At 42.2% G+C, this 24,278-nt stretch carries 22 protein-coding genes and 2 pseudogenes; 22 read left to right on the top strand and 2 right to left on the bottom strand.

All coding sequences use genetic code 11. The annotated features are described in order from the left end of the window. The first annotated feature begins 21 nt into the window (after positions 1 to 21). The 7 genes and pseudogenes from SCSH_RS10115 to lplA all read left to right on the top strand — a co-directional run bounded on the left by SCSH_RS10115 (position 22) and on the right by lplA (position 7,647). Positions 22 to 576: an NADPH-dependent FMN reductase gene (locus SCSH_RS10115; RefSeq protein WP_057491786.1), complete on the top strand. Its 555-nt coding sequence runs from the start codon at positions 22 to 24 to the stop codon at positions 574 to 576. Positions 577 to 929: 353 nt separating this feature from the next. Continuing rightward, on the top strand, positions 930 to 1,898 hold the full coding sequence (locus tag SCSH_RS10110) for a thiamine pyrophosphate-dependent dehydrogenase E1 component subunit alpha (protein WP_057491785.1): 969 nt from the start codon (positions 930 to 932) through the stop codon (positions 1,896 to 1,898). A 261-nt stretch (positions 1,899 to 2,159) separates the two neighbouring features. After that, positions 2,160 to 3,161, top strand: a complete 1,002-nt coding sequence (locus SCSH_RS10105; RefSeq protein WP_057491784.1) for an alpha-ketoacid dehydrogenase subunit beta — start codon at positions 2,160 to 2,162, stop codon at positions 3,159 to 3,161. Between the two features lie 196 nt (positions 3,162 to 3,357). Continuing rightward, a pseudogene (locus SCSH_RS11485) lies at positions 3,358 to 3,607 on the top strand (biotin/lipoyl-containing protein); the annotation flags it as partial. Positions 3,608 to 3,717: 110 nt separating this feature from the next. After that, positions 3,718 to 4,737, top strand: a pseudogene (locus SCSH_RS10100) (dihydrolipoamide acetyltransferase); the annotation flags it as partial. A gap of 82 nt (positions 4,738 to 4,819) precedes the next feature. Further along, positions 4,820 to 6,556: a dihydrolipoyl dehydrogenase gene (gene lpdA, locus SCSH_RS10095; protein ID WP_057491782.1), complete on the top strand. Its 1,737-nt coding sequence runs from the start codon at positions 4,820 to 4,822 to the stop codon at positions 6,554 to 6,556. A 101-nt stretch (positions 6,557 to 6,657) separates the two neighbouring features. Beyond that, entirely contained in the window at positions 6,658 to 7,647 is a 990-nt protein-coding gene (gene lplA, locus SCSH_RS10090) for a lipoate--protein ligase (RefSeq protein WP_057491781.1), read from the top strand. 119 nt (positions 7,648 to 7,766) lie between these two features. On the opposite strand, the gene def is transcribed toward lplA, so the two are convergent. Further along, positions 7,767 to 8,381, bottom strand: a complete 615-nt coding sequence (gene def, locus SCSH_RS10085) for a peptide deformylase (RefSeq protein ID WP_057491780.1) — start codon at positions 8,379 to 8,381, stop codon at positions 7,767 to 7,769. Between the two features lie 72 nt (positions 8,382 to 8,453). After that, positions 8,454 to 9,134 (bottom strand): cyclic nucleotide-binding domain-containing protein, encoded by a 681-nt coding sequence (locus SCSH_RS10080; RefSeq protein ID WP_057491779.1) that lies wholly within the window; start codon positions 9,132 to 9,134, stop codon positions 8,454 to 8,456. A gap of 63 nt (positions 9,135 to 9,197) precedes the next feature. On the opposite strand from SCSH_RS10080, the gene SCSH_RS10075 reads away from it, so the two are divergent. From SCSH_RS10075 to rpsI, 15 genes are all read left to right on the top strand, one after another. Next, entirely contained in the window at positions 9,198 to 10,370 is a 1,173-nt protein-coding gene (locus SCSH_RS10075; RefSeq protein WP_057491778.1) for an MFS transporter, read from the top strand. Positions 10,371 to 10,562: 192 nt separating this feature from the next. Next, on the top strand, positions 10,563 to 13,232 hold the full coding sequence (gene adhE / locus SCSH_RS10070) for a bifunctional acetaldehyde-CoA/alcohol dehydrogenase (RefSeq protein ID WP_057491777.1): 2,670 nt from the start codon (positions 10,563 to 10,565) through the stop codon (positions 13,230 to 13,232). Positions 13,233 to 13,469: 237 nt separating this feature from the next. After that, positions 13,470 to 13,739: a 30S ribosomal protein S15 gene (rpsO, locus tag SCSH_RS10065; RefSeq protein WP_057491776.1), complete on the top strand. Its 270-nt coding sequence runs from the start codon at positions 13,470 to 13,472 to the stop codon at positions 13,737 to 13,739. Positions 13,740 to 14,105: 366 nt separating this feature from the next. Then, positions 14,106 to 16,298, top strand: a complete 2,193-nt coding sequence (pnp, locus tag SCSH_RS10060; RefSeq protein ID WP_057491775.1) for a polyribonucleotide nucleotidyltransferase — start codon at positions 14,106 to 14,108, stop codon at positions 16,296 to 16,298. Next, positions 16,288 to 17,028, top strand: a complete 741-nt coding sequence (locus SCSH_RS10055; protein WP_057491774.1) for an SseB family protein — start codon at positions 16,288 to 16,290, stop codon at positions 17,026 to 17,028. The genes pnp and SCSH_RS10055 overlap by 11 nt, the downstream gene beginning before the upstream one ends. Positions 17,029 to 17,046: 18 nt before the next feature. Beyond that, positions 17,047 to 17,664: a serine O-acetyltransferase gene (gene cysE, locus SCSH_RS10050; RefSeq protein ID WP_057491773.1), complete on the top strand. Its 618-nt coding sequence runs from the start codon at positions 17,047 to 17,049 to the stop codon at positions 17,662 to 17,664. 54 nt (positions 17,665 to 17,718) lie between these two features. Continuing rightward, positions 17,719 to 19,062 (top strand): cysteine--tRNA ligase, encoded by a 1,344-nt coding sequence (gene cysS, locus SCSH_RS10045; RefSeq protein ID WP_057491772.1) that lies wholly within the window; start codon positions 17,719 to 17,721, stop codon positions 19,060 to 19,062. Then, positions 19,055 to 19,453: a Mini-ribonuclease 3 gene (locus SCSH_RS10040; RefSeq protein ID WP_057491771.1), complete on the top strand. Its 399-nt coding sequence runs from the start codon at positions 19,055 to 19,057 to the stop codon at positions 19,451 to 19,453. The genes cysS and SCSH_RS10040 overlap by 8 nt, the downstream gene beginning before the upstream one ends. A gap of 100 nt (positions 19,454 to 19,553) precedes the next feature. Further along, positions 19,554 to 20,294, top strand: a complete 741-nt coding sequence (gene rlmB, locus SCSH_RS10035; protein WP_057491770.1) for a 23S rRNA (guanosine(2251)-2'-O)-methyltransferase RlmB — start codon at positions 19,554 to 19,556, stop codon at positions 20,292 to 20,294. 23 nt (positions 20,295 to 20,317) lie between these two features. Continuing rightward, positions 20,318 to 21,178 carry a DegV family protein gene (locus tag SCSH_RS10030; RefSeq protein ID WP_057491769.1) on the top strand — a complete coding sequence of 287 codons (861 nt, stop codon included), beginning with the start codon at positions 20,318 to 20,320 and terminating at the stop codon, positions 21,176 to 21,178. Between the two features lie 153 nt (positions 21,179 to 21,331). Next, positions 21,332 to 21,853, top strand: a complete 522-nt coding sequence (locus tag SCSH_RS10025) for a hypothetical protein (protein ID WP_057491768.1) — start codon at positions 21,332 to 21,334, stop codon at positions 21,851 to 21,853. Between the two features lie 101 nt (positions 21,854 to 21,954). After that, a complete protein-coding gene (locus tag SCSH_RS10020) occupies positions 21,955 to 22,419 on the top strand; it encodes a hypothetical protein (RefSeq protein ID WP_057491767.1) in 465 nt (154 codons plus the stop codon). Beyond that, positions 22,416 to 22,610 carry a helix-turn-helix transcriptional regulator gene (locus SCSH_RS10015; RefSeq protein WP_057491766.1) on the top strand — a complete coding sequence of 65 codons (195 nt, stop codon included), beginning with the start codon at positions 22,416 to 22,418 and terminating at the stop codon, positions 22,608 to 22,610. Before SCSH_RS10020 ends, SCSH_RS10015 begins: the two co-directional genes overlap by 4 nt. Positions 22,611 to 23,013: 403 nt before the next feature. After that, a complete protein-coding gene (gene rplM / locus SCSH_RS10010) occupies positions 23,014 to 23,460 on the top strand; it encodes a 50S ribosomal protein L13 (protein ID WP_057491765.1) in 447 nt (148 codons plus the stop codon). 20 nt (positions 23,461 to 23,480) lie between these two features. Then, positions 23,481 to 23,873: a 30S ribosomal protein S9 gene (rpsI, locus tag SCSH_RS10005; RefSeq protein WP_003090339.1), complete on the top strand. Its 393-nt coding sequence runs from the start codon at positions 23,481 to 23,483 to the stop codon at positions 23,871 to 23,873. Positions 23,874 to 24,278: the final 405 nt, after the last annotated feature.

Below are 24,278 nucleotides of genomic sequence, written 5' to 3'. Positions count from 1 at the left end.
TGAATATTTTAAGGAGACTTTATGTCAAAGAGAGTTTTATTTATCATTGGTTCATTTAACAAGGGGTCGTTTAATCGTCAATTGGCCAAAAAAGCAGAAAAAATAATTGGGGACAGAGCCCATGTTTCCTATTTGGATTATGAACATGTGCCGTTTTTCAATCAGGATTTGGAAGTGCCAGTACATCCTGAAGTAGCTCATGCTCGTGAAGAGATTCAAGAAGCAGACGCTATCTGGATTTTTTCGCCAGTCTATAACTACGCTATTCCGGGCGTGATGAAAAATTTACTTGACTGGCTGTCACGTGCTGTTGACTTGTCGGATCCGACAGGCCCTTCAGTTCTTCAGGATAAGGTGGTAACTGTTTCATCTGTGGCTAACGGTGTATCTTCAAAGGAAGTTTTTAAAGACTATCGCTCTTTGCTTTCATTTATCCGTATGAACTTGGTGGATCAGCTTACGGGTGTACCGATTAATCCAGAAGCTTGGGAAACCGGAGTTCTTGAAGTTTCAGAAGAAAAGTTAGCAGAATTGTCTGCTCAGGCAGATGCCTTGCTGGCTGCCAGTGATAAATGATGTTAAGAAATTTAGGTTTTAAAGAAGCTGAGATCTTGTGCCGATCCTGCCTTTGTTTAGGCAGAATGCGTGTGCAAGTGTCTCAGTTTTTTTAATCGACAAGCTTATCAAACGAAGCACAGAATTTTATCATGAGGAAGCTTATGAGATGTCTTCAGACTTAAACGTTTTTGGGCAATAAAGGGAAAATTGGGCTAAGACAGCAGTCTGAAAACCTTTGAAAAAGTTTGTGAAATAAATAATTAAGAACACTAAAAAACCTTTGTTTTAGATAAATAAAGCGGTTAAAATTCTTGCACTTTGTGAATTTTTGGTCTATGATAAGAGAATAAGAAAGAATTCTGGAGGTTATTATGACAACTTTGTCTAAAGAACAATATTTAGATATGTTTCTAAAAATGCAGCGCATTCGCGATGTTGATATGAAACTTAATAAACTTGTACGCCGCGGTTTTGTACAAGGAATGACTCACTTTTCAGTCGGTGAGGAAGCTGCTTCAGTCGGTGCAATTGCCGGCCTGACGGATCAGGATATTATCTTTTCCAATCACCGCGGGCATGGTCAGACGATTGCCAAAGGAATTGATATTCCTGCGCTTTTTGCAGAGCTGGCTGGTAAGGCAACAGGTTCTTCTAAGGGCCGCGGCGGTTCCATGCACTTGGCCAATCTTGAAAAGGGTAACTACGGAACCAACGGGATTGTTGGCGGTGGTTATGCTTTGGCAGTCGGTGCAGCCTTGACCCAACAGTATGAAGAAACAGACAACATTGTTGTTGCTTTTTCAGGTGATTCTGCGACAAATGAAGGCTCATTTCATGAGTCTGTCAATTTAGCTGCAGTTTGGAATTTACCGGTTGTTTTCTTTATCATCAATAACCGTTACGGGATTTCAACTGATATTAATTATTCAACTAAGATTCCTCACCTTTACCTGCGTGCAGAGGCTTATGGCATTCCGGGATATTATGTTGAAGACGGCAACGATGTCATTGCTGTTTATGAAAAGATGCAGGAAGTGATTGACTATGTTCGGTCTGGCAATGGACCAGCCATCATTGAAGTTGAGTCTTACCGCTGGTTTGGGCATTCAACTGCTGATGCCGGTGCTTACCGTACCAAGGAAGAAGTAGATGCTTGGAAGGCTAAGGATCCTCTGAAGAAATACCGTACTTATTTGACGGACAATAAAATTGTCAGCGATGAGGAACTGGATGCTATTGAGGCAGAAGTTGCCAAGGAAATTGAAGAAGCTGTCAAATTTGCTCAGGATAGTCCAGAGCCAGAACTTTCAGTGGCCTTTGAAGATGTCTGGGTCGATTAAGCTATCTTGTCAAAAACAGTCTGAGAACTGTAACATTATACTCAATAAAAATCAAAAATAGACTAGGCAACGTAACGAGCTGTAGGAGATTGGGCGAACGAACCCAAATTTTCAATTTTTGGGTTGATTCCATTCCCAAAGCGAAGGCAACAACGTTTAGTTTTGATTTTTGAAGAGCTTAATAGGCAAGGTAGCATTTTTGCCCATGCTCTGTGCTTAGAAAAAAGAGCAATTTACTTTTTGATAGAGGAGAAAATTTAAATGACTGAAACAAAAGTAGTAGCTTTGCGCGAAGCCATTAATCTTGCTATGAGCGAGGAGATGCGCAAAGATGATAAGGTTTTCCTGATGGGAGAAGATGTCGGTGTTTACGGCGGAGACTTCGGGACTTCTGTCGGTATGCTGGCTGAGTTTGGCGAAAAACGTGTTAAAGATACCCCAATTTCAGAGGCTGCTATTGCAGGTTCTGCTATCGGTGCTGCCCAGACAGGACTTCGTCCGATTGTGGATTTGACCTTTATGGATTTTATTACAATTGCCATGGATGCTATTGTCAATCAAGGGGCCAAGGCTAATTACATGTTTGGCGGTGGCCTGAAAACACCGGTGACCTTCCGCGTGGCGTCAGGTTCAGGAATTGGCTCGGCTGCTCAGCACTCACAGTCTTTGGAAGCTTGGCTGACACATATTCCTGGTATTAAGGTTGTTGCACCGGGAACGGTTAATGACAGCAAGGCCTTGTTAAAATCTTCCATCCGCGATAACAATATTGTTATTTTTATGGAACCTAAGGCTCTTTACGGCAAGAAAGAGGAAGTTAATTTAGATCCTGATTTCTACATTCCGCTCGGTAAGGGGGAAATAAAGCGTGAAGGAAGCGATGTGACCATTGTATCGTACGGTCGTATGCTTGAGCGCGTGCTTCAGGCAGCTGATGAGGTTGCAGCTGAAGGAATCAGTGTTGAAGTAGTGGATCCTAGAACTCTAATTCCGCTTGATAAAGACTTGATTATCAACTCTGTCAAGAAAACTGGCAAGGTTATCTTGGTCAACGATGCCTACAAGACAGGCGGCTTTATTGGTGAAATCGCGACTGTGATTACTGAAAGCGAAGCTTTTGACTATCTGGATGCACCAATTGTCCGCCTAGCCTCAGAAGATGTGCCGGTTCCATATTCCCATGTTCTGGAGAATGCGATTTTGCCGAATGTGGAAAAAATTAAAACAGCTATTTACAAGCAGGTTCGTAAAGGCAAAGACTGATATAATGTCCAAAATCTGTTTGACTGCTGGGGTGTTTCAGTTATCACACTGGCTATAGCTAAAAAGGCTGCAGCAATTTATTTGGGTAGAACAGTATAAACTTTAGAAATTGCGCAGTCTCTACATGTAACAAGGATAAAATAAGAATTGGGACAGTCTTGTTCCAATCTCGATTTTATATAAGGAAGGAAAACAAATGGCAGTTGAAATTATAATGCCAAAGCTCGGTGTAGACATGCAGGAAGGTGAAATCATCGAGTGGAAAAAACAAGAAGGCGATGAGGTCAAGGAGGGAGATATCCTGCTTGAAATCATGTCAGACAAGACCAACATGGAACTTGAAGCGGAAGATTCAGGAGTTCTGCTGAAGATTGTCAAGGGCAAGGGAGAAGTTGTTCCGGTGACAGAAGTGATTGGCTACATCGGTGCTGCTGGAGAAGTGGTTGATGTTAAGAAAACGGCGGCTCAGCCAGAGCCTACTCAAGCCGCAACACCAACTGCAGAAGCAAGCGCAGTTTCCAGCCAGCCAGCAGCAACAATGACTCAAAACAGCAAGAAAATGCGGGCAACACCTGCAGCGCGCAAGACTGCGCGTGAGCTCAATGTTGATCTCAGTCAGGTTCCGGGTACAGGTGCCAATGGCCGCATTCATAAAGATGATGTTGAAGATTTTAAAGCTGCTCAGCCTAAGGCAACGCCGCTGGCTCGTAAGATAGCTGAGGATAAAGGAATTGATCTGGCCGATATTTCAGGGACTGGTTTTGATGGAAAGATTGTTAAAGAAGATGTTCTGGCAGCTCTTGAAGCTAACCAGCCGGCCGAAGAGAAAACTAGCGCTCCCGAAGTGGCTCCTGCGGCAGTTGAATTGCCGGAAGGTGTTGAAATTATTAAGATGTCAGCTATGCGCAAGGCAGTGGCTAAAAGTATGGTGAATTCTTATCTGACAGCGCCAACCTTTACCCTCAATTATGACATTGACATGACAGAAATGATTGCTCTGCGGAAAAAACTGATTGAGCCAATCATGGAAAAAACAGGTCTGAAAGTCAGCTTTACCGATCTTATTGGTATGGCGGTTGTCAAAACCTTGCTGAAGCCTGAACATCAGTACCTCAATGCTTCTTTGATTAATGATGCGACAGAAATCGAACTGCACAAGTTTGTCAATCTAGGTGTTGCTGTAGGTCTTGACGAAGGCCTTCTTGTGCCGGTTGTTCACGGAGCTGATCAGATGAGTCTGTCAGAGTTTGTTGTAGCATCAAAGGATGTCATCAAAAAAGCCCAAACAGGCAAATTAAAAGCGGCTGAAATGTCCAGTTCAACATTCTCAATCACTAACCTGGGAATGTTTGGCACCAAGACTTTTAATCCGATTATCAATCAGCCAAATTCGGCTATCTTAGGTGTTGGGGCAACTATTCCGACGCCGACAGTTGTTGATGGCGAAATTGCTGTGCGGCCGATTATGGCTTTGTGTCTGACCATTGACCACCGCATTGTCGATGGAATGAATGGTGCTAAGTTCATGGTTGATTTGAAGAAATTAATAGAAAATCCATTTGAGCTGCTGATTTAATGGCTCTCATAATGTGAAGTACAAACAGTTAAAATAAACGGATTCATTCGTTAGCGTATGATAAAAATAAAAGGAGAAAGAAATGGCAGTTGAAATCATAATGCCAAAACTCGGTGTTGATATGCAAGAAGGCGAAATCATCGAGTGGAAAAAACAAGAAGGCGATGAGGTCAAGGAGGGAGATATCCTGCTTGAAATCATGTCAGACAAGACCAACATGGAACTTGAAGCGGAAGATTCAGGAGTTCTGCTGAAAATTGTCAAGGGTAATGGAGAAGTTGTTCCGGTAACAGAAGTGATTGGCTACATTGGTGCCGCTGGTGAAGTGGTTGAAACGGAGGCTCCTGCAGCTTCTACTGATGCTCTCAAGGCAGCTGGTCTTGAAGTTCCTGATGCACCAGCAGAGCAGGCAGTTGCTCAAAGGGCACCGCTGGCTGATGATGAATATGATATTATTGTTGTTGGTGGCGGCCCTGCTGGCTATTATGCTGCTATTCGCGGTGCCCAGCTGGGCGGCAAGGTAGCTATTGTTGAAAAATCGGAATTTGGCGGTACCTGCTTGAACAAGGGCTGTATCCCAACTAAGACTTATCTGAAAAATGCTGAAATCCTTGATGGTATTAAGATGGCGGCTGGCCGTGGTATTAACTTTGCTTCAACCAACTATACCATTGACATGGATAAAACGGTTGACTTTAAAAATTCAGTTGTTAAGACATTGACAGGCGGGGTTCAAGGCCTGCTGAAAGCCAACAAAGTTGCTATCTTCAATGGTCTTGGACAGGTGAATCCTGATAAAACAGTGACCATTGGTTCGGAAACAATCAAAGGCCATAACATTATTTTGGCGACCGGATCCAAAGTATCGCGCATTAATATTCCAGGTATCGATTCATCGCTTGTTCTGACCTCAGATGATATTCTTGATCTGCGTGAAATTCCTAAGTCCTTAGCTGTTATGGGCGGCGGTGTCGTTGGTATTGAGCTTGGACTGGTTTGGGCATCATACGGTGTTGAAGTTACCGTTATTGAAATGGCTGATCGCATTATCCCTGCCATGGATAAAGAAGTCTCTCTTGAATTGCAAAAGATTTTAGCTAAGAAAGGCATGACGATTAAAACATCTGTCGGTGTGGAAGAAATTGTTGAATCCAATAACCAACTGACTTTGAAGCTCAATAACGGCGAAGAAGTTGTGGCTGAAAAGGCGCTGCTATCAATCGGACGTGTGCCACAAATGAAGGGACTTGAAAAACTTGATCTTGAAATGGAACGCGGCCGCATTAAAGTGGATGATTACCAAGAAACCTCTATTCCTGGAATTTATGCTCCTGGTGATGTCAACGGTCTTAAGATGTTGGCTCATGCTGCTTACCGCATGGGAGAAGTGGCCGCTGAAAATGCTCTGCATGGCAATACCCGCAAGGCTCATCTTGCCTTTACGCCAGCAGCGGTTTACACACATCCTGAAGTGGCGATGTGCGGAATTACCGAAGAAGATGCGCGGGCTAAATATGGCAATGTGCTGATTGGAAAATCTAGCTTTACAGGCAATGGACGCGCCATTGCTTCAAACGAAGCTCAAGGATTTGTTAAGGTCATTGCTGATGCCAAGTACCATGAAATTCTCGGTGTCCATATTCTAGGTCCGGCTGCGGCAGAATTGATTAACGAAGCTTCAACCATCATGGAAAATGAATTAACGGTTGATGAAGTAGTTCAATCAATTCACGGTCACCCAACTTTCTCAGAAAATATGTATGAAGCCTTTGCCGATGTTTTGGGAGAAGCTGTTCACAATCCGCCTAAGCGTCACTAATAGGGCAAATCTTCTAGACAGAAATGCTATCTGATGGGACAGATGATATAAAATGTGAGTTTATACAGCTGTCCCTTTTTAAATAATTTTTGGGAGAAAAAATGAAGTATATTGTCAGTCATTCGAATAATCCGGCTTTTAATATTGCTCTAGAGGCTTACGCCTTTAGGGAAATGCTGGATGAAGATGAAATTTTTATTCTCTGGATTAATGAGCCGACTATTGTTATCGGCAAACACCAGAATGCTATCGAAGAGATTAACAAGGAGTATACCGATGCTCACGGTATTCATGTCGTTCGCCGTTTATCGGGCGGCGGAGCTGTCTACCATGACCTTAACAATCTCAATTATACGATTATTTCAAATAAGGCAGATGAGGGAGCTTTTGATTTCAAGACTTTCTCAAAGCCTGTTATTGATACTCTGGCTAAATTAGGAGTCAAAGCCGAATTTACCGGCCGCAATGACCTTGAAATTGACGGGAAAAAATTCTGCGGCAATGCTCAGGCTTATTACAAAGGGCGAATGATGCATCACGGCTGCCTGATGTTTGATGTGGATACGTCTGTTTTAGCAGATGCACTTAAAGTAAGCAAGGACAAGATTGAATCCAAAGGCATCAAATCCGTCCGAGCTCGGGTGACAAATATTAATGATGAGCTGCCTCAGAAAATGGATGTGCTGGCCTTTCGCGATGCCCTTCTGGAACAAGTTAAAGAAGAAAATCCGGATATGACAGAATATAAATTTTCAGAAGCTGAGCTGGAGCGCATCAAACAGTCTGAAAAAGAGCAGTTTGGCAACTGGGATTGGATTTACGGGGCAGCACCAGAATATACTATCAAACGCAGTGTTCGTTATCCTGCTGGTAAAATTACAATCTATGCTAATGTTGAAAAGTCTTTGATTAAATCAATCAAGATTTACGGCGATTTCTTTGGTATCGGTGATGTATCAGATATCGAACAGCTCCTTGTTGGCAGCCGTTATGAATATAAAGATGTTTTGGAAAAACTCCAAACGGTTGACACAACCCATTATTTCAGCCGCATGACAACAGAAGAAGTCGCTAAAGCGATTGTGGCTTAAGTGAACAGGTCTATGCTTAATCTTTTACAGGTAAGCAAATGGATACTAAGCAGCTTTGATAATAATTAAAAAGAGCAGAACATAATCAATGTTCCGCTCTTTTTTATGATTGTACTGCCTCATTCGATTAGCAGCAGATTTTCTTTTACTTCAAAAGGATTTTTTTCATTGATGCGGTCGTAAAACATGATGCCATTAGTGTGGTCGATTTCATGTTGTACCACGATTGAATTAAAACCTTTGAGCTTGAGTTTCTGTTTGTTTCCTTCTTTGTCATAGTATTCAATAGTAACGCGGGAATGGCGGATAACATAGCCTTCTACGACACGGTCAACTGACAGGCAGCCTTCACCATCAGCCAGAGCAGCATCTTGGACTGAGTGGGCAATGATTTTGGGATTGTACATGACTTGCTCCAAGGCATAGGCTTCTTTAGGCGGATTGCCATCTTTATCTTCTGGATTGGGGACGAGAACTGCGATAATGCGTTTTGAAATATCCAGCTGAGGCGCTGCCAGACCAACACCGCCGCGCAGTCCCATTTTTTCAGCAGTCGCAGGGTCTTGTGAGTTTTTCAGAAATTGTAGCATTTTTTCTCCCAAAATGATGTCCTCATCAGCAAGAGGAAAGGTGACATCCTGAGCTACTGCGCGAAGAGTTGGATTGCCTTCGCGGATAATATCATTCATATCAATCAAATGGCTGGCTTGAGTAAGTTTTTTAATAACAGACATTCTTTTCTCCTTGTTCTTACAGTAAGTTAAATATAGCACAAAATAGGGGATAAATAAAGTTAGAAAGCCTCTTTATTCCTTGATTTGCCACCGGCTCAGCTGTTTGTGGTTGGTGATGTGATAATAAGGTTTTTGCTTGCAAATCAGTCCCTGAGCGATGAATTCTCCAATGACACGCAGTAAATGGCGATAGCTAACGCCGAATGAGTCAGCCAGAGTACTCAGTTCTAAACGAAATTTGCCGTCTTTTTGGATAGCTAAAATATGGCTGGCCAAGCGCTCTTTGACCGTATAAGAAAGATTGGTTGAGGCACGGATATTCTGCTGGTAGAGTGCCTGAGCCAATCCCTGTCCTAATTTGAGCAGAAAAAGAGGATCTTTAAGCAGCATAGTTTTAGTGTTCTCAAGCGGAAGCTGAACGACCCATGACTTTTCAAGAGCGACAACAGAAGATACCGTCTGCTGATTTGTTAATAGTTCAATATCACCGATAAGAGTAGGCTTATCTTGAATATCTAAAATGTGTTCTTTACCATTAAAGAGGCGACGGACAATTTTTATTTTACCCTGAACAAAATAAGACAGCGCCTGTAAGTCTTGACCCTGCTGGCAGATACACTCTCCAGCTGGGAAAGATTTGATTTGCAGCTTTTCAAAGTAATGAGCAGGGAAAATTTTTTCCAGCTGATACTTTTTAATCCAATCTTTTAACTTTTTCACTGCTTTCTTCCTCCTAATTGTGACATATGTCATATTTTTCCTAGCTAAGTTTGATTATACTCTCTTTATAAGAAAAAACAAGTTTAAGGAGTTTCTATGAAACACTTTCTGGAGAAGGCCAGTCTCTTATCTTTATCCTTGATGCTGGTGTCAACTTTTGCAGTTGCTCCTGCCTTGCCTCAAATGCTGACTTTTTATCAAGCACGAGGCTACAGCAGTGCTCAGGTTGAATTACTCATATCTTTATCGTCCTTTGCTATCTTAGCGACCCTGCTGCTTAATCCCTGGCTAAATCGTATCTTGTCGGAACGCTTGAGCCTTGTTCTAGGGCTGTCCCTTCTTTCTGTCGGTGGTCTTTTGCCCGTTTTCTTCCAAGTTTATCCTTTGGTTTTCCTTTCGCGCCTGATTTTGGGATTTGGAATCGGCTTGATTAATGCGCGTGCCATTAGTATTATCAGCGAACGTTTTTCAGGGAAAACACGGGTACAGATGTTAGGACTTAGAGGTTCCATGGAAGTTCTGGGATCAGCAGTTTTGACCTTTTTAGCCGGTCAATTACTGAGATTTTCCTGGCCAGCTGCCTTTTTGGTTTATGGCTTTGGTTTGCCTATTTTGGTTTTGTACTTTATGTTTGTTCCGCAAAAGCCGGAAAAAAGCAGACAAGTAGGCAGTGAGGAAAAACACAGTCAAAAACTTAATGCCAATCAGCTGCTCTATATTTTAGGGATGGCTCTCTATGCTGGTTTTGTCATTTTGGTTAATTCGGCTAACACCCTTCGCATTCCTGTTTTAGTTGATAAGCTGCATTTGGGAACTGCCAGTCAGGCTAGTTTGATTCTAAGTTTAATGATGTTGATGGGGATTTTAGCGGGAACCCTGTTTAGTTTTCTGCTTAGCTGGTTCAAGGACTATTTGATGCCCTTGGTGCTTTTGGTTTTAGGCTTGGGTCTCTTGCTGCTTTGGCAGGCTCAGCAATTATGGCATTTGGGACTGGGAGCCTTGATTACCGGTTTTGTCTACAGTTTAGGAGTAACCTTGGTCTTTCACAAAATTTCAGAGTGTATTCCTCACCATCAGCTAACAGCAGCAACAACATTAGTGCTTATCGGCTGCAATCTAGGTGGGGGCTGTGCATCTCTTGTTTTGCAGCTCTTTACACAAATCAATCCAAGATTAAATATGGCCTTTTTAATATTTGCAGCTGTCAGTTTGATTTTAAGTTTTGTCCTACTGATACAGACAAAAAATTTATCTAGCACCAGAAAATGATTCTGGTGCTTTCTTTACAGGCGATTAAAGCTTTCGTTTAAAAATAAAAGTTAAAAAAATTGAGAAAAAATTCACAAAAACACTTGCTTTTTTTGTTGAAAAGGATTACAATAATACGTGAAGAAAATCACAAAAGCATCTTTCTTCTTAATCATTATTTACCAACTATCATTTATTGGGAGGAATTCTTGAATGGCAAAAAAAGCAAAGACAGAAGAGCTGACTGTTGAAGAAGCTGCACAGCAGTACACTAATTCGCTTGTTGAAAAAGCGCTGGAAGCTGAAAAGATTTACGCGACTTATACACAAGAACAAGTGGATAAAATCGTAGCTGCTATGGCACTTGCTGGTTCTGAAGCATCCTTAGAATTGGCTAAAGAAGCTCATGAAGAAACTGGCCGCGGAGTTGTCGAAGATAAAGATACCAAGAACCACTTTGCGACAGAATATGTTTACGAACGCATCAAAAACGAAAAAACAGTAGGTATCATCGGTGAAGACAAGGTTTCTGGCAGTATCAAAATTGCTGCACCTCTTGGTGTCTTAGCAGGTATTGTACCAACCACAAACCCAACATCAACGACCATGTTCAAAATCTTGGTTGCCTTGAAAACACGTAATGCTATCGTGTTTGCCTTCCACCCAGCAGCGCAAAATTGTTCTGCTCATGCTGCTCAAATCTTGTATGATGCAGCGGTTAAAGCTGGCGCTCCTGAAAATATTGTTCAATGGATTGATACTCCGTCTCTTGCAAATACAAGCGCTTTGATTTCAAATAAAAATATTGCTTCCATTCTTGCAACTGGTGGACCTGGTATGGTTAATGCCGCTCTTAAATCTGGTAACCCATCAATGGGTGTTGGTGCTGGTAACGGTGCGGTTTACGTTGATGCGACTGCTCACCTTGACCGTGCGGTTGAAGATCTTCTTTTATCAAAACGTTTTGATAATGGTATGATTTGTGCAACTGAAAATTCAGCAGTTGTGGAAGCACCAATTTATAAAGAATGGCTTGCTAAAATGCAGGAAAAAGGTGCTTATTTAGTTCCTAAAAAAGATTACAAGAAATTTGAAGACTTCGTCTTTAATGACAATCATGGAGTTAACGGACCAGTTGCTGGTATGTCAGCACAATGGATTTGTGAACAAGCTGGTGTGAAATTACCAGAAGGTAAAGATGTCCTCTTGTTTGAATTGGATAAGAAAAACATTGGTGAAAAACTGTCTTCCGAAAAACTTTCTCCGCTCCTTTCTGTTTACAAAGCTAAAGACCGTAAAGACGGTATCGAAATCGTAGCTGCTTTACTTGATTATCAAGGTGCTGGTCACAACTGTGCTATCCAAATTGGTTCTCAAGCTGATCCATTCGTTGCGGAATACGGTGATGCCCTTAATTCATCTCGTGTCTTGGTTAACCAGCCAGACTCAGTCGGTGGTATCGGTGACGTTTATACGGATGCATTGCAAGCCAGCTTAACTCTTGGAACAGGATCATGGGGGAAAAATTCATTGTCACACAACCTATCTACTGGCGACCTCTTGAATGTGAAAACTGTTGCGAAACGCCGTAACCGTCCTCAATGGGTTCGTTTGCCAGAAAAAACTTACTACGAAAAGAATGCGATTTCTTACTTGCAAGATGAATACGAACCAATGAAACGTGCACTTATTGTTGCTGACCCAGGTATGGTTCAATTTGGTTTCGTTGATACAGTTTATGCACAATTGTCTCTTCGTGATGAAAAGGTAGTGACATCTCTTTACGGTACTATCAAACCTGACCCAACACTTGGCCAAACAATTGAAATCGCTAAACAAATGCGTGACTTTAAACCAGATACAGTCATCGCTATCGGTGGTGGTTCTGCCATTGACGCGTCTAAGATTGCTCGTCTCATTTATGAAGTATCTCTTGATAGAGAAGACACTTGGCTTGATTCTTACGAAAACGTCAGCGAATTCTTCCTTGAATTGCAACAAAAATTCATTGATATCCGCAAACGTATCGTGAAATTCAAACATCAAACAGTTACACGTCTCTTCTGTATCCCAACAACATCTGGTACAGGTGCCGAAGTAACACCGTTTGCCGTTATCACAGATGATTTCACACACGTGAAATACCCTCTTGCTGACTATGAATTGGTGCCACAAGTCGCTATCGTTGACCCAGAATTTGTTATGACTGTACCAAAACGTACAGCTGCTTGGTCAGGTCTTGACGCATTGTCACACGCACTTGAATCTTATGTATCAGTTATGGCATCTGACTTCACACGTCCATGGTCACTTGAAGCTATTAAGTTGATTATTGAAAACTTGGAAGATGCTTATAACTATGATCCTAAGAACCCAACTCTTCGCGGTGAACAAGCTAAAGAAAACATGCATTACGCATCAACCATCGCAGGTATGGCCTTCGGTAATGCCTTCCTTGGTATCAACCACTCACTGGCTCACAAAACAGGTGGTGAATTTGGACTTCCGCATGGTCTGGCTATCTCAATCGCTATGCAGCATGTTATCCGCTACAACGGGGTTTCTGGCAATGTGAAACGCTCTGTTTATCCACGTTACGAAGAATACCGTGCACAGCGTGACTATGCAGATATCGCTCGTCACCTCGGCCTTGAAGGCAAGGATGATGCTGAATTAGTTGAAGCTCTCTGCGCACGCATTGACAAATTGATGCACGCTGTCGGTGTCGAACCAAAACTGTCAGCTAATGGGGTTACCAAGAAAGCCTTTGATGCAGCAGTTGATCGTTTGGCAAGCTTGGCTTACGATGACCAATGTACGCCAGCTAATCCGCGTCAGCCATACATTGAAGAATTGAAACAGCTTTTGATTGATATGTTCTAAACCCTATCAATATAGTTTGCAGTCAGGGTCCGCTTCGGCGGGCCTTTTTCAATTAATATAAAAATTCTTCTGATACTGTCAGCTAGAGTTTGCACTTTGTCATCAAAGAAAATCAGTTGACGTTGGGGGGCTAATTTGCTAAAATAAGAACTGTCTTAAAGACAAGTAACCTTTTCTTGGTTCTGGGATTCGCCAAAACCCAGCACTCGGATTAGGGATTCAGAAGGAGAAAATATTATGGCAATTTCAAAAGAGAAAAAGAATGAAATCATCGCACAATATGCTCGCCACGAAGGCGACACTGGTTCAGTAGAAGTACAGGTTGCTGTCCTGACTTGGGAAATCAACCACCTCAACGAACACATCAAACAGCATAAAAAAGACCACGCAACTTACCGTGGCTTGATGAAAAAAATCGGTCATCGCCGTAACCTCTTGGCTTATCTTCGCCGTACAGATGTTAACCGTTACCGTAATCTCATCAGCTCACTCGGACTTCGTCGTTAATTTGAAGATATCCGAAAGAACATGTAAAGCAGCCTGTTGGAGAATAATTTCCAGCGGGCTGCTTTTGTTTCATCGACTATAAACAAAAAGAAGGGGGCAGATAAATTTCTAGCTTAAACCAGTAAAAAGCTACTTCCCCTCTTTTTCTTTTCCTTAAAAATATGTTAAAATAGACGAGATACGTGGTTTTGTGCAAAGTTGAAGAAGTAAGTTCGGCCTGATTTCAAGGCTAACCATAAGACGCAGCTGGATGGCTCACAAAGAAAAATTCATCAGCCATCAAAATAAGACTACTGGCTTACCATTTTTGGGCTTACTCCCTCAATTTTGTGGAAAACACGTAGAACAATTTTTCAGGAGAAAATAATGTCAAAACAAGTGTTTGAAACAGTCTTTGCTGGTAAAAAGTTAGTTGTGGAAATTGGTCAGGTTGCAAAACAGGCTAATGGAGCAGCTGTCGTTCGTTATGGGAATTCAACCGTTCTTACGGCTGCTGTTATGTCTAAGAAAATGTCAACAGGAGATTTTTTCCCACTGCAGGTCAACTATGAGGAAAAAATGTATGCGGCTGGAAAAATCCCTGGCGGTTTCAACAAACGTGAAGGACGTCCGTCAACCGATGCAACCTTAACAGCTCGTCTTATTGACCGCCCTATCCGTCCGATGTTTGCTGAAGGCTTCCGCAATGAAGTTCAAGTTATCAATACTGTCCTTTCCTATGATGCAGATGCTAGTGCTCCGATGGCAGCTATGTTTGGCAGCTCGCTGGCTCTGTCTATTTCTGACATTCCTTTTAACGGACCTATTGCAGGGGTTCAGGTAGCCTATATTGATGGCGAATACATTATCAATCCGACAGCGGCACAAAAAGAAGCTTCGCTGCTGGAATTGACTGTGGCCGGAACCAAGGATGCCATCAACATGGTTGAATCCGGTGCCAAAGAATTGCCAGAAGAGGTCATGCTGGAAGCCCTTCTTAAGGGACATGAAGCTGTGCGTGAACTGATTGCCTTTCAGGAAGAAATCGTGGCTGTAGTCGGCAAGGAAAAGGCTGAGGTCGAATTGCTGCAGGTAGACAGCGATTTACAGGCTGAAATTATTGCAAATTACAACACAGAGCTGGCTCAAGCTGTTCAAGTCGAAGAGAAAAAAGCGCGTGAAGCAGCAACGGAAGCTGTTAAAGAACGTGTGATTGCTGAATATGACGAGCGCTATGCAGAAGATGAAGAATATGAGCGCATCATGCGTGATGTGGCAGAGATTCTCGAGCAGATGGAGCATGCGGAGGTGCGCCGTCTCATCACTGAGGATAAAATTCGTCCTGATGGCCGCCGTGTTGATGAAATTCGTCCGCTCGATGCTGAAATTGATTTTCTGCCGCAGGTGCATGGTTCTGGTCTCTTCACACGCGGTCAGACTCAGGCCCTGTCAGTTCTGACTCTGGCACCAATGGGAGAAACACAAATTGTTGACGGTCTTGATCCGGAATATAAGAAACGTTTCATGCACCACTACAATTTCCCACAGTATTCTGTCGGTGAAACTGGCCGTTACGGCGCTCCAGGCCGCCGTGAGATTGGTCACGGTGCTCTTGGCGAACGTGCTCTTGCTCAGGTGCTTCCAAGTCTGGAAGAATTCCCTTATGCGATTCGTCTGGTAGCAGAAGTTTTAGAGTCAAACGGTTCTTCTTCTCAAGCTTCTATCTGTGCGGGAACTCTTGCTTTGATGGCTGGCGGTGTGCCTATTAAGGCGCCAGTTGCCGGAATTGCAATGGGACTTATTTCAGACGGTACCAACTACACTGTGCTGACAGATATTCAAGGTCTTGAAGATCACTTCGGCGATATGGATTTCAAGGTTGCTGGAACTCGTGAAGGGATTACTGCTCTGCAAATGGATATTAAGATTGCAGGAATTACCCCACAGATTTTGCAGGAAGCTCTTGCTCAGGCTAAAAAAGCCCGTTTTGAAATTCTTGATTTAATCGAAGCTACCATTCCTGAGCCGCGTCCAGAATTGGCTCCGACAGCACCAAAAATTGATACCATTAAAATTGATGTGGATAAGATTAAGATTGTTATCGGCAGAGGCGGCGAAACCATTGATAAAATCATTGAAGAAACTGGTGTTAAGATTGATATTGATGAAGAAGGCAATGTAGCTATTTACTCTAGTGATCAAGAGGCCATCAACCGTGCCAAAGAAATTATTAAAAGCTTGGTACGCGAAGCCAAGGTTGGTGAGGTCTATGAGGCTAAGGTTGTTCGTATTGAAAAATTTGGTGCTTTTGTAAATCTTTTCGATCAGACAGATGCTTTGGTTCACATTTCTGAGATTGCCTGGAGCCGTACCAATAAGGTAGAAGATGTACTGGCAGTTGGAGATACTGTTACTGTTAAAGTCATCAAGATAGATGACAAGGGACGTGTTGATGCTTCTATGAAGGCTCTCCTTCCGCGACCGCCTAAAGCAGAACAAGGATCTAAAGCCCATAAATCTGCAAAACATTATCATCCTAGAAAAGAACATAAGGATAAAGAAGAAAATTATGATGCATAAATTTAACAAAGAACTTGATATGGCTCTGCGGAGTTTTATTAAGGAACCCGATAATTTTTTAAACAGTTTGACGCTTGTGAACAGTCTTCATTCTTTTCCGGTCTTGGCCAGCGATCAGCCTTATGCTATTTCGCTTGAAGGACAAAAAGTGACACCTGTCTTTACAGATATGGAAGATTTGAAGCTGTTTAAGGCGCAGCAAACCAGTGCCAGAAAACAAAATTGGGTAGAGCGTCCAAGTCTTGAGGTTTTAGAAGAAGTTATTGTCAATCGTTTAAACGGTATTGTTTATAATATTAAAAGAACAGGGGATTTTGGCAACTCGACCATTTTTCAAAGTAATGAAATGGTACAGTTTATCAATAACTACACTGCTATTTTGAATACCGTTTTCAGTGAAGACAATCAGGCAGCGACTATTTTGGATAAGTATTATCTGGTGCCTGCCTTTATTCATCCTAAGGACGAGGGGGATTTTGACAAGGGTTTTCCAACTATGTCCAATCCGGACGGGGAAAGCTATGTACCGATTTTTTCCAATCTGCCAAGCTTTGTCAAATGGTACCATGACAAGGAATTTGGGCTTCCGTTTAGGGAAGCGCAGGGTGTTATCATGACCTGGAAAGTAGCTGATATTCAAGATTCAGAAACTAAAGCTGCAGCACAGGGCGTGGTTATCAATCCCTTTGATGATAAACAGATTGTTGTTGAATGGTCTGGTATGGACTAAAAGCAAAAGGAGGCAAATATGGGTTGGTGGAAAGAAACCATTAACATTGTCAAAGAAAAAGATCCGGCAGCGCGGACATCGCTTGAGGTTCTTTTGACCTACCCAGGGGTTAAAGCCTTGGCTGCTCACCGCCTCTCTCATTTCTTGTGGAAACATCATTTAAAATTGCTGGCACGGATGCACAGTCAATTCTGGCGTTTTTGGACGCAGATTGAAATTCATCCTGGAGCCGAAATTGCCGAAGGCGTTTTTATTGACCATGGCTCAGGGCTGGTTATTGGTGAGACAGCAATCGTTGAAAAGGGAGCGATGCTTTATCATGGAGTGACACTTGGTGGTACGGGTAAGGATGTCGGCAAACGCCACCCCACCGTTCGCCGAGGGGCCTTGGTGTCTGCTCACGCACAGGTTATTGGTCCAGTTGAAATCGGTGAGAATGCTAAGGTGGGGGCAGCAGCCGTTGTTGTTTCTGATGTACCATCAGATGTAACAGTTGTTGGTGTTCCGGCCAAGGTTGTCCGCGTGCATGGTAAAAAGGATGAACTGGCTATTCATGAAATAGAAGGGAAGCGGGAATACTACCTCAAAAAACTTGAAGAAGCCCGAGAGGCCAGCATGCATTCATCGGGGCTGTGACGCTGTTTTTATAAGACGAAAGCAGATTCTGAGCAATGATTGGAGAGAGAATTTATGATTAAAATTTATGATACCATGACGCGCAGTCTGCGTGAATTTGTGCCTCTCAAAGAGGGTCAAGTTAACATGTATGTCTGCGGTCCGACTGTTTATAATTATATTCATGTGGGGAATGGTCGATCGGCTATTGCCTTTGATACCATTCGCCGCTATTTTGAATACCGTGGTTACACTGTCAATTATGTTTCCAACTTCACAGATGTTGACGATAAAATTATCAAAGCAGCTGCAGAAGCTGGTATGACAACAAAAGAGCTGTCTGATAAGTTCATTGCGGCTTTCAAGGAAGATGTTGCAGCCCTTGGTGTCAAACCTGCGACTGAAAATCCGCGGGTTATTGATTACATGCAGGAAATTATTGATTTTGTTCAAGTTTTGGTGGACAAGGGTTTTGCTTATGAATCATCAGGAGATGTTTACTTCCGTGTTCGCAAATCTGATCATTATGCTGCTCTTGCCAATAAGACTTTGGAAGAATTGGAAATTGGAGCCAGCGGCCGAGTGGATGCTGAAAGTGATCTCAAAGAAGATCCTTTGGACTTTGCGCTTTGGAAGGCAGCCAAAGCAGGGGAAATTTCCTGGGACAGCCCTTGGGGAGCTGGCCGCCCGGGTTGGCATATTGAATGCTCGGTTATGGCAACGACAATCTTAGGCGATACCATTGATATTCACGGTGGCGGCGCTGATTTGGAATTTCCCCACCATACCAATGAAATTGCTCAGTCTGAGGCTAAAACGGGGAAGACCTTTGCTAATTACTGGATGCATAATGGTTTTGTTAACGTTGACAACGAAAAAATGTCCAAATCCTTAGGTAATTTTATTACTGTCCATGATGCTCTCAAGACAATAGACGGACAAGTTCTGCGTTTCTTCTTTGCGACCCAGCATTATCGTAAACCCTTTAATTTCACAGAAAAAGCTGTTCATGATGCTGAAGTCAATCTCAAATATTTGAAAAACACCTATGAACAGCCTTTTACAAATAGAGTGGACGAAACTGATTTTGCCAGACTTTTGGACAAGTTCCAAGAGGCTATGGATGATGATTTCAACACCGCTAATGGCATCACTGTTGTCTTTGATATGGCTAAGTGGATTAACTCTGGCAATTATGATCAGACAGTCAAGGAAGCCTTTGCAAAAATGCTTGCTGTCTTTGGCATTGTCTTTGAAGAAGAAGTCTTGGATGCAGACATTGAAGCCTTGATTGAAGAACGTCAGGCAGCGCGGGCAGCGCGTGATTTTGCTAAGGCTGACGCTATCCGTGATCAACTGGCTGCGCAGGGTATCAAGCTTCTAGATACCAAAGACGGCGTGAGGTGGACACGTGACTAAGGTGGTTGATGTCAATCTGATCAATGGCATTGCTCTGGCCTTTGAGGGGGATGCGGTTTATTCCACTTACATTCGCAAGTACCTGATTTTTCAGGGTCTTACCAAGCCTAATCAGCTGCACCGCAAAGCCACTCACTACGTGTCAGCCAAGGCTCAGGCTATGCTAATCAATAAAATGCTGGAAGCGCAGCTATTGACCGAAAAAGAAGAAGATATCTACCGTCGCGGACGAAATGCCAATGCCAACACCAAGGCTAAGAATACCGACATTGTCACTTACAAGATGTCAACAGGCTTTGAGGCGGTCATGGGCTATCTCCATATGACTGAGCAAATCGGACGCTTAGAAGAGTTGATTGATTGGTGTATTGAGACGGTGGAGAATGGTTAAAAAGAGTTTTCAAACGCAAAGATAGATTCCTTTGCGTTTTTTAAATGTTAAATAATCTTGATTTTGTCAAGAGGACCATTTTTCATGGTATAATAGGGCTATGAAAGAAAAAACTGACAATATAGATATTGTGTACGGTGTTCATGCTGTAACTGAGGCACTTCAAGCCAATACTGGCAATAAACTGTACATTCAGGATGACCTGCGCGGTAAAAATGTTGAAAAAATCAAAGAACTGGCCGCAGAGAAGAAGGTTTCAATTTCCTGGACGGCCAAGAAAACTTTGTCTGACATGGCTAATGGCGCTGTTCATCAGGGCTTTGTCTTGCGCGTCTCTGAGTTCGCCTATACTGAGCTGGATGCTCTTTTGGCAAAGGCAGAGCAGGAGGACAATCCTCTTGTCCTTATCTTGGACGGACTGACTGATCCGCATAATTTTGGTTCCATTTTGCGGACGGCTGATGCGACCAATGTCTGCGGGGTAATTATTCCCAAACACCGCGCGGTTGGAGTAACACCAGTTGTTGCCAAGACATCAACTGGAGCAGTAGAACATGTTCCTATTGCCCGTGTGACCAATCTCAGCCAAACTCTTGATAAGCTCAAAGAATCAGGTTTCTGGATTTTTGGGACAGATATGAACGGCACGCCTTCTCACAAATGGAACACAGCTGGCAAGTTGGCTCTTATCATTGGCAATGAAGGTAAAGGGATCTCTACCAACATCAAAAAACAAGTGGATGAGATGATTACTATTCCTATGAATGGGCATGTCCAAAGCCTCAATGCCAGTGTGGCAGCTGCCCTTCTTATGTATGAAGTTTTTAGAAATCGAAAGTAACGCTCTAGAAAAGGAAGATAAAAATGACTTTTAAAATTTTGACCGACTCAACTGCCGACTTGCCCGAAAGCTGGGCCAACGAAAATGATGTTCAGGTGCTCGGCTTAACCGTCCAGCTAGATGATGTCACTTATGAAACAGTAGGTCCTAACCGTCTGACAAGCGAGGTCTTGCTAGAAAAAATTGCTGAAGGCAGTAAGCCCACAACCAGTCAAGTTAATGTGGGGCAGTTTGAAGCCTATTTTCGTCAAGCTGCAGAAAACGGGCAGGAAGTGCTCTATGTTGCCTTTTCATCAGTTTTATCAGGTACTTACCAGTCTGCTGTTATGGCACGAGATATTATTTTGGAAGAATATCCGCAGGCAAGTATTGAAATTATTGATAGCTTAGCAGCAGCTGGCGGAGAGGGCTATTTGGCTATGCTGGCGGCCAAAGCTCGCAAAGAAGGCAAATCCCTTCAGGAAACCAAAGAAATGATTCTTGATGTGGGACCGCGCCTGCGCACCTTCTTCTTGGTAGATAGCCTGTATCACTTAATGCGAGGCGGCCGACTTTCTAAAACTTCAGCTCTTGTAGGGAGCTTGGTCAATATTAAACCGCTCTTATGGCTGGATGCCAGCGGGAAACTAATCCCTCTTGCAAAATTGCGCGGCCGTAAAAAGGGCATGAGAGAAATGTTGAAACGGGCAACAGCTGATGTGGCGCATGATACTGCTGTTGTTGCTTATGCTAATGACAGTGATGCTGCTGAAAAATTAAAAGAGCAGCTGCTGGAAAATGAACACATTAAAAAAGTGATTATACTGCCTTTGGGTCCAGTTATTTCAACCCATGTTGGACCGAATACCTTGGCAATCTTTACCATTGGTAAGGATGCCAGATAAACAGAAAAAGAGTTTGGGACAGATAGCTATAAATGCTGTCTGTCCCAAAATTTTTTACTTTTAGAAAAATATTTCAGATATATTGTAAAATATACTTGACATTATGCCATAGAAAGAGTATGATAAAAGTGAAAAAAGAAGGAGGTGTTTCTTATGCTTGATTCTATTGTTAATTTAATTTTATTATTTATTGTAGTAGGAAGTCTGGTATTCTTGAGGCACTACGCTGATAAAAAAGGCAGGCGAAATTATGATGAACGCCAGCTTCTCATGCAAAAGAAAGCTTATACTAATGCGGCTTGGGTTGTGATGGGCTTCAATCTTATTCTTGCTATATGGGGAGAAGAAATGGCAAAGTATATCTCGATATCCTTTGCAGGTGCTGCCAGTCTTTTTCTGATAGTGGGAGTTTTTGCCTGCGGCAGTATTTTAAATGATGCTTATTTTACGGCGGAAAAAGGCAAAAAATTCTTATACTTGTATGCCTGCATTCTTGCTGTTCAGATTTTTGCTGTTTATAGAAATTGGAGTCAGGGAGATTTCAGCCAAGGCGGACACCTTTATTTAAGGGGAGAAAAGTCAATAAGCCTGCTGTTTGTGCTGACTTTTGCTATTATTTCTTTAGTTGCTGCTTATAAATTGGCTCGGGATAAAAAGGAAACGAAGAATCGATAAAATAAGACAATCGGCTGCCTATTGGTCTAATATTAAGGCAAAGTAAAGCCGAAGGCCTTCTTAGTAAAAGTACGCTTATTTTGAAAATTTAAAGGAAAAGAATGAAAATAGGAAATCAAAAATCAGATAAAAAATCCTCTTATATTTATGATGAACGGCAGATACAAATTACTCATAAAAGCTATGTCCTCTCTTATTGGTTTGTCATGTTTGTGCTTTATATAGCCTTGCTTGTAGAGAAAAACAGTTTTTTAATCAATTTTGCTTTTTGGGGTAGTTTAACGCTTAATTTTTGTTACAGTACTCTTAAAGGTGCCAGTCCTTTTGCTGAACCACGCTTTGGAAAGTTTGGTAAATACGGTAGAGTATTTGGAATCATGGCTATCGTTTTGGGCCTGATCATATTTTTTGTCTCCATTGTTGTAGCTTTTATAAAAGATTATAGTTTATGGGAGATTTTTACTGCTAAAAGTTCTTTTGTGCTAGTAATGGCTCTCTTCTTGATTTGCATGGGGGTAAGTATCCTTTATCGTCACTATCTTAATAAGAAAGAAGCAGTCGAATGAAAAATTTACGTTTGAAAGCTGCGCGTGCGGGTAAAGATTTGTCGCAGCAAGCTTTAGCTGATTTGATTGGCGTATCCCGTCAAACCATCGCAGCTGTAGAAAAAGGAGATTATAATCCGACCATTAACCTTTGCCTTAAGATTTGTAAGGCTTTAGATAAAACCTTGGATGAGCTTTTTTGGGAAGACTAAAAGCGCTAGTCTTAGAAGCAAAAAGGCAGATAGAGCTTTTTCAAGGACTAAAGGAGCGGTGTCTGCTTGTCTAGAGCAGTAGGGATAGAAATTATAATACAGGGGCTGTTTACGACAATATAGAGACTATCTAGAGGGGACTTTTGGTCCTCTCTTTTCCTTTCCTCAAAGTGGTGAGAAAAGATTGCAGCAGAACCTGTAGTATATCGCGCCAAATTGTTGAGCCCTCAGTAGTGTGAAAAATTATGATTTACAAGAAAAACCTCTTGACTTTGAGGTTGATTTTTTGATATTATATAAGACGGTATTGTTTACCCCATTTGAAAGGCCCCGGAACCCTTCAAATAACCAGTGGACCGGAACATCCACTACTTGTAAACATAAGATTCGTATAGGAGAAATCATGAACAAAACAACATTTATGGCTAAACCAGGCCAAGTTGAACGCAAATGGTACGTTGTTGATGCAACTGATGTTCCTCTTGGACGTCTTTCAGCAGTTGTTGCTAGCGTTCTTCGCGGAAAAAACAAACCAACATTCACACCACATACTGATACTGGTGACTTCGTTATCGTTATCAATGCTGAAAAAGTTAAATTAACTGGTAAAAAAGCAACTGATAAGATCTACTACACTCACTCAATGCATCCAGGCGGATTGAAACAAATCTCTGCTGGTGAATTGCGTTCTAAAAATGCTGTGCGTTTGATTGAAAAATCTGTTAAAGGTATGCTTCCACACAACACTCTTGGACGTGCACAAGGTATGAAATTGAAAGTCTTTGTTGGTTCTGAGCACACTCATGCTGCACAACAGCCAGAAGTACTTGATATTACAGGACTTATCTAAGAGGAAAGGAGCATAATATAATGGCACAAGCACAATATGCAGGAACTGGACGCCGTAAAAACGCTGTAGCACGCGTTCGTTTGGTACCAGGTACTGGTAAAATTACAGTAAATAAAAAAGATGTTGAAGAATACATTCCGCATGCTGACCTTCGTCTTGTTATCAACCAACCTTTTGCAGTAACATCTACTGAAGGTTCATACGACGTTTTTGTTAACGTTATTGGCGGTGGTTATGCAGGCCAATCAGGAGCAATCCGCCACGGAATCGCACGTGCACTTCTTGAAGTTGACCCAGACTTCCGCGATTCATTGAAACGCGCTGGTCTTCTTACACGTGATGCACGTATGGTTGAACGTAAAAAACCAGGGCTTAAGAAAGCTCGTAAAGCTAGTCAATTTAGTAAACGTTAATCTGTTTGTTCAGATTATTTTACAACTCTGACACTTCTCTATTTAGGGAAGTGTTTTTTATCTAAATTGACGGAACAGTTGACGTAGCTGTTGCGACTTTAGTCGCTTACAGATACGGCTGCAAAGGGGATTCTCCGTGCCTCAAAACGTTAAGAACCAGCTACACTACAGCAATTACAAACACTTCATGGATTTTCATGGAGTGTTTTCTTTTGGAAAGAATTTGTGGCACAATTGACCAATGTCCTTAACTTAATGACATTGCTTTATTGTCTCAGGTTCTTTTTTATTTATTCTCAGGATTTCTTTTATTTTAGGATAAGATTGTCAATCGAAAATGACAATGTCTTGAAAAAATCGGTTAGATAAGTGAAAAAATCTGTTATAATTGTGGTTGAGAGGTAT

The organism is Streptococcus orisasini, assembly GCF_001431045.1.
Taxonomy (GTDB): domain Bacteria; phylum Bacillota; class Bacilli; order Lactobacillales; family Streptococcaceae; genus Streptococcus; species Streptococcus orisasini.
Note: the sequence above shows the minus strand (reverse complement) of the source record. Positions and strands in the feature narration are given on the sequence as shown.

Excerpts from the sequence above, each read along its gene's own strand:
- SCSH_RS10115 (WP_057491786.1), top strand. The coding sequence starts at position 22 with ATGTCAAAGAGAGTTTTATTTATCATTGGTTCATTTAACAAGGGGTCG.
- rplM (WP_057491765.1), top strand. The coding sequence starts at position 23,014 with ATGAACAAAACAACATTTATGGCTAAACCAGGCCAAGTTGAACGCAAA.
- rlmB (WP_057491770.1), top strand. The coding sequence starts at position 19,554 with ATGAAAGAAAAAACTGACAATATAGATATTGTGTACGGTGTTCATGCT.
- SCSH_RS10055 (WP_057491774.1), top strand. The coding sequence starts at position 16,288 with ATGATGCATAAATTTAACAAAGAACTTGATATGGCTCTGCGGAGTTTT.
- lplA (WP_057491781.1), top strand. The coding sequence starts at position 6,658 with ATGAAGTATATTGTCAGTCATTCGAATAATCCGGCTTTTAATATTGCT.
- SCSH_RS10020 (WP_057491767.1), top strand. The coding sequence starts at position 21,955 with ATGAAAATAGGAAATCAAAAATCAGATAAAAAATCCTCTTATATTTAT.
- SCSH_RS10075 (WP_057491778.1), top strand. The coding sequence starts at position 9,198 with ATGAAACACTTTCTGGAGAAGGCCAGTCTCTTATCTTTATCCTTGATG.
- SCSH_RS10110 (WP_057491785.1), top strand. The coding sequence starts at position 930 with ATGACAACTTTGTCTAAAGAACAATATTTAGATATGTTTCTAAAAATG.
- SCSH_RS10105 (WP_057491784.1), top strand. The coding sequence starts at position 2,160 with ATGACTGAAACAAAAGTAGTAGCTTTGCGCGAAGCCATTAATCTTGCT.
- lpdA (WP_057491782.1), top strand. The coding sequence starts at position 4,820 with ATGGCAGTTGAAATCATAATGCCAAAACTCGGTGTTGATATGCAAGAA.
- cysE (WP_057491773.1), top strand. The coding sequence starts at position 17,047 with ATGGGTTGGTGGAAAGAAACCATTAACATTGTCAAAGAAAAAGATCCG.
- def (WP_057491780.1), bottom strand. The coding sequence starts at position 8,381 with ATGTCTGTTATTAAAAAACTTACTCAAGCCAGCCATTTGATTGATATG.
- cysS (WP_057491772.1), top strand. The coding sequence starts at position 17,719 with ATGATTAAAATTTATGATACCATGACGCGCAGTCTGCGTGAATTTGTG.
- pnp (WP_057491775.1), top strand. The coding sequence starts at position 14,106 with ATGTCAAAACAAGTGTTTGAAACAGTCTTTGCTGGTAAAAAGTTAGTT.
- adhE (WP_057491777.1), top strand. The coding sequence starts at position 10,563 with ATGGCAAAAAAAGCAAAGACAGAAGAGCTGACTGTTGAAGAAGCTGCA.
- SCSH_RS10015 (WP_057491766.1), top strand. The coding sequence starts at position 22,416 with ATGAAAAATTTACGTTTGAAAGCTGCGCGTGCGGGTAAAGATTTGTCG.
- SCSH_RS10025 (WP_057491768.1), top strand. The coding sequence starts at position 21,332 with ATGCTTGATTCTATTGTTAATTTAATTTTATTATTTATTGTAGTAGGA.
- SCSH_RS10030 (WP_057491769.1), top strand. The coding sequence starts at position 20,318 with ATGACTTTTAAAATTTTGACCGACTCAACTGCCGACTTGCCCGAAAGC.
- rpsI (WP_003090339.1), top strand. The coding sequence starts at position 23,481 with ATGGCACAAGCACAATATGCAGGAACTGGACGCCGTAAAAACGCTGTA.
- SCSH_RS10080 (WP_057491779.1), bottom strand. The coding sequence starts at position 9,134 with ATGACATATGTCACAATTAGGAGGAAGAAAGCAGTGAAAAAGTTAAAA.
- rpsO (WP_057491776.1), top strand. The coding sequence starts at position 13,470 with ATGGCAATTTCAAAAGAGAAAAAGAATGAAATCATCGCACAATATGCT.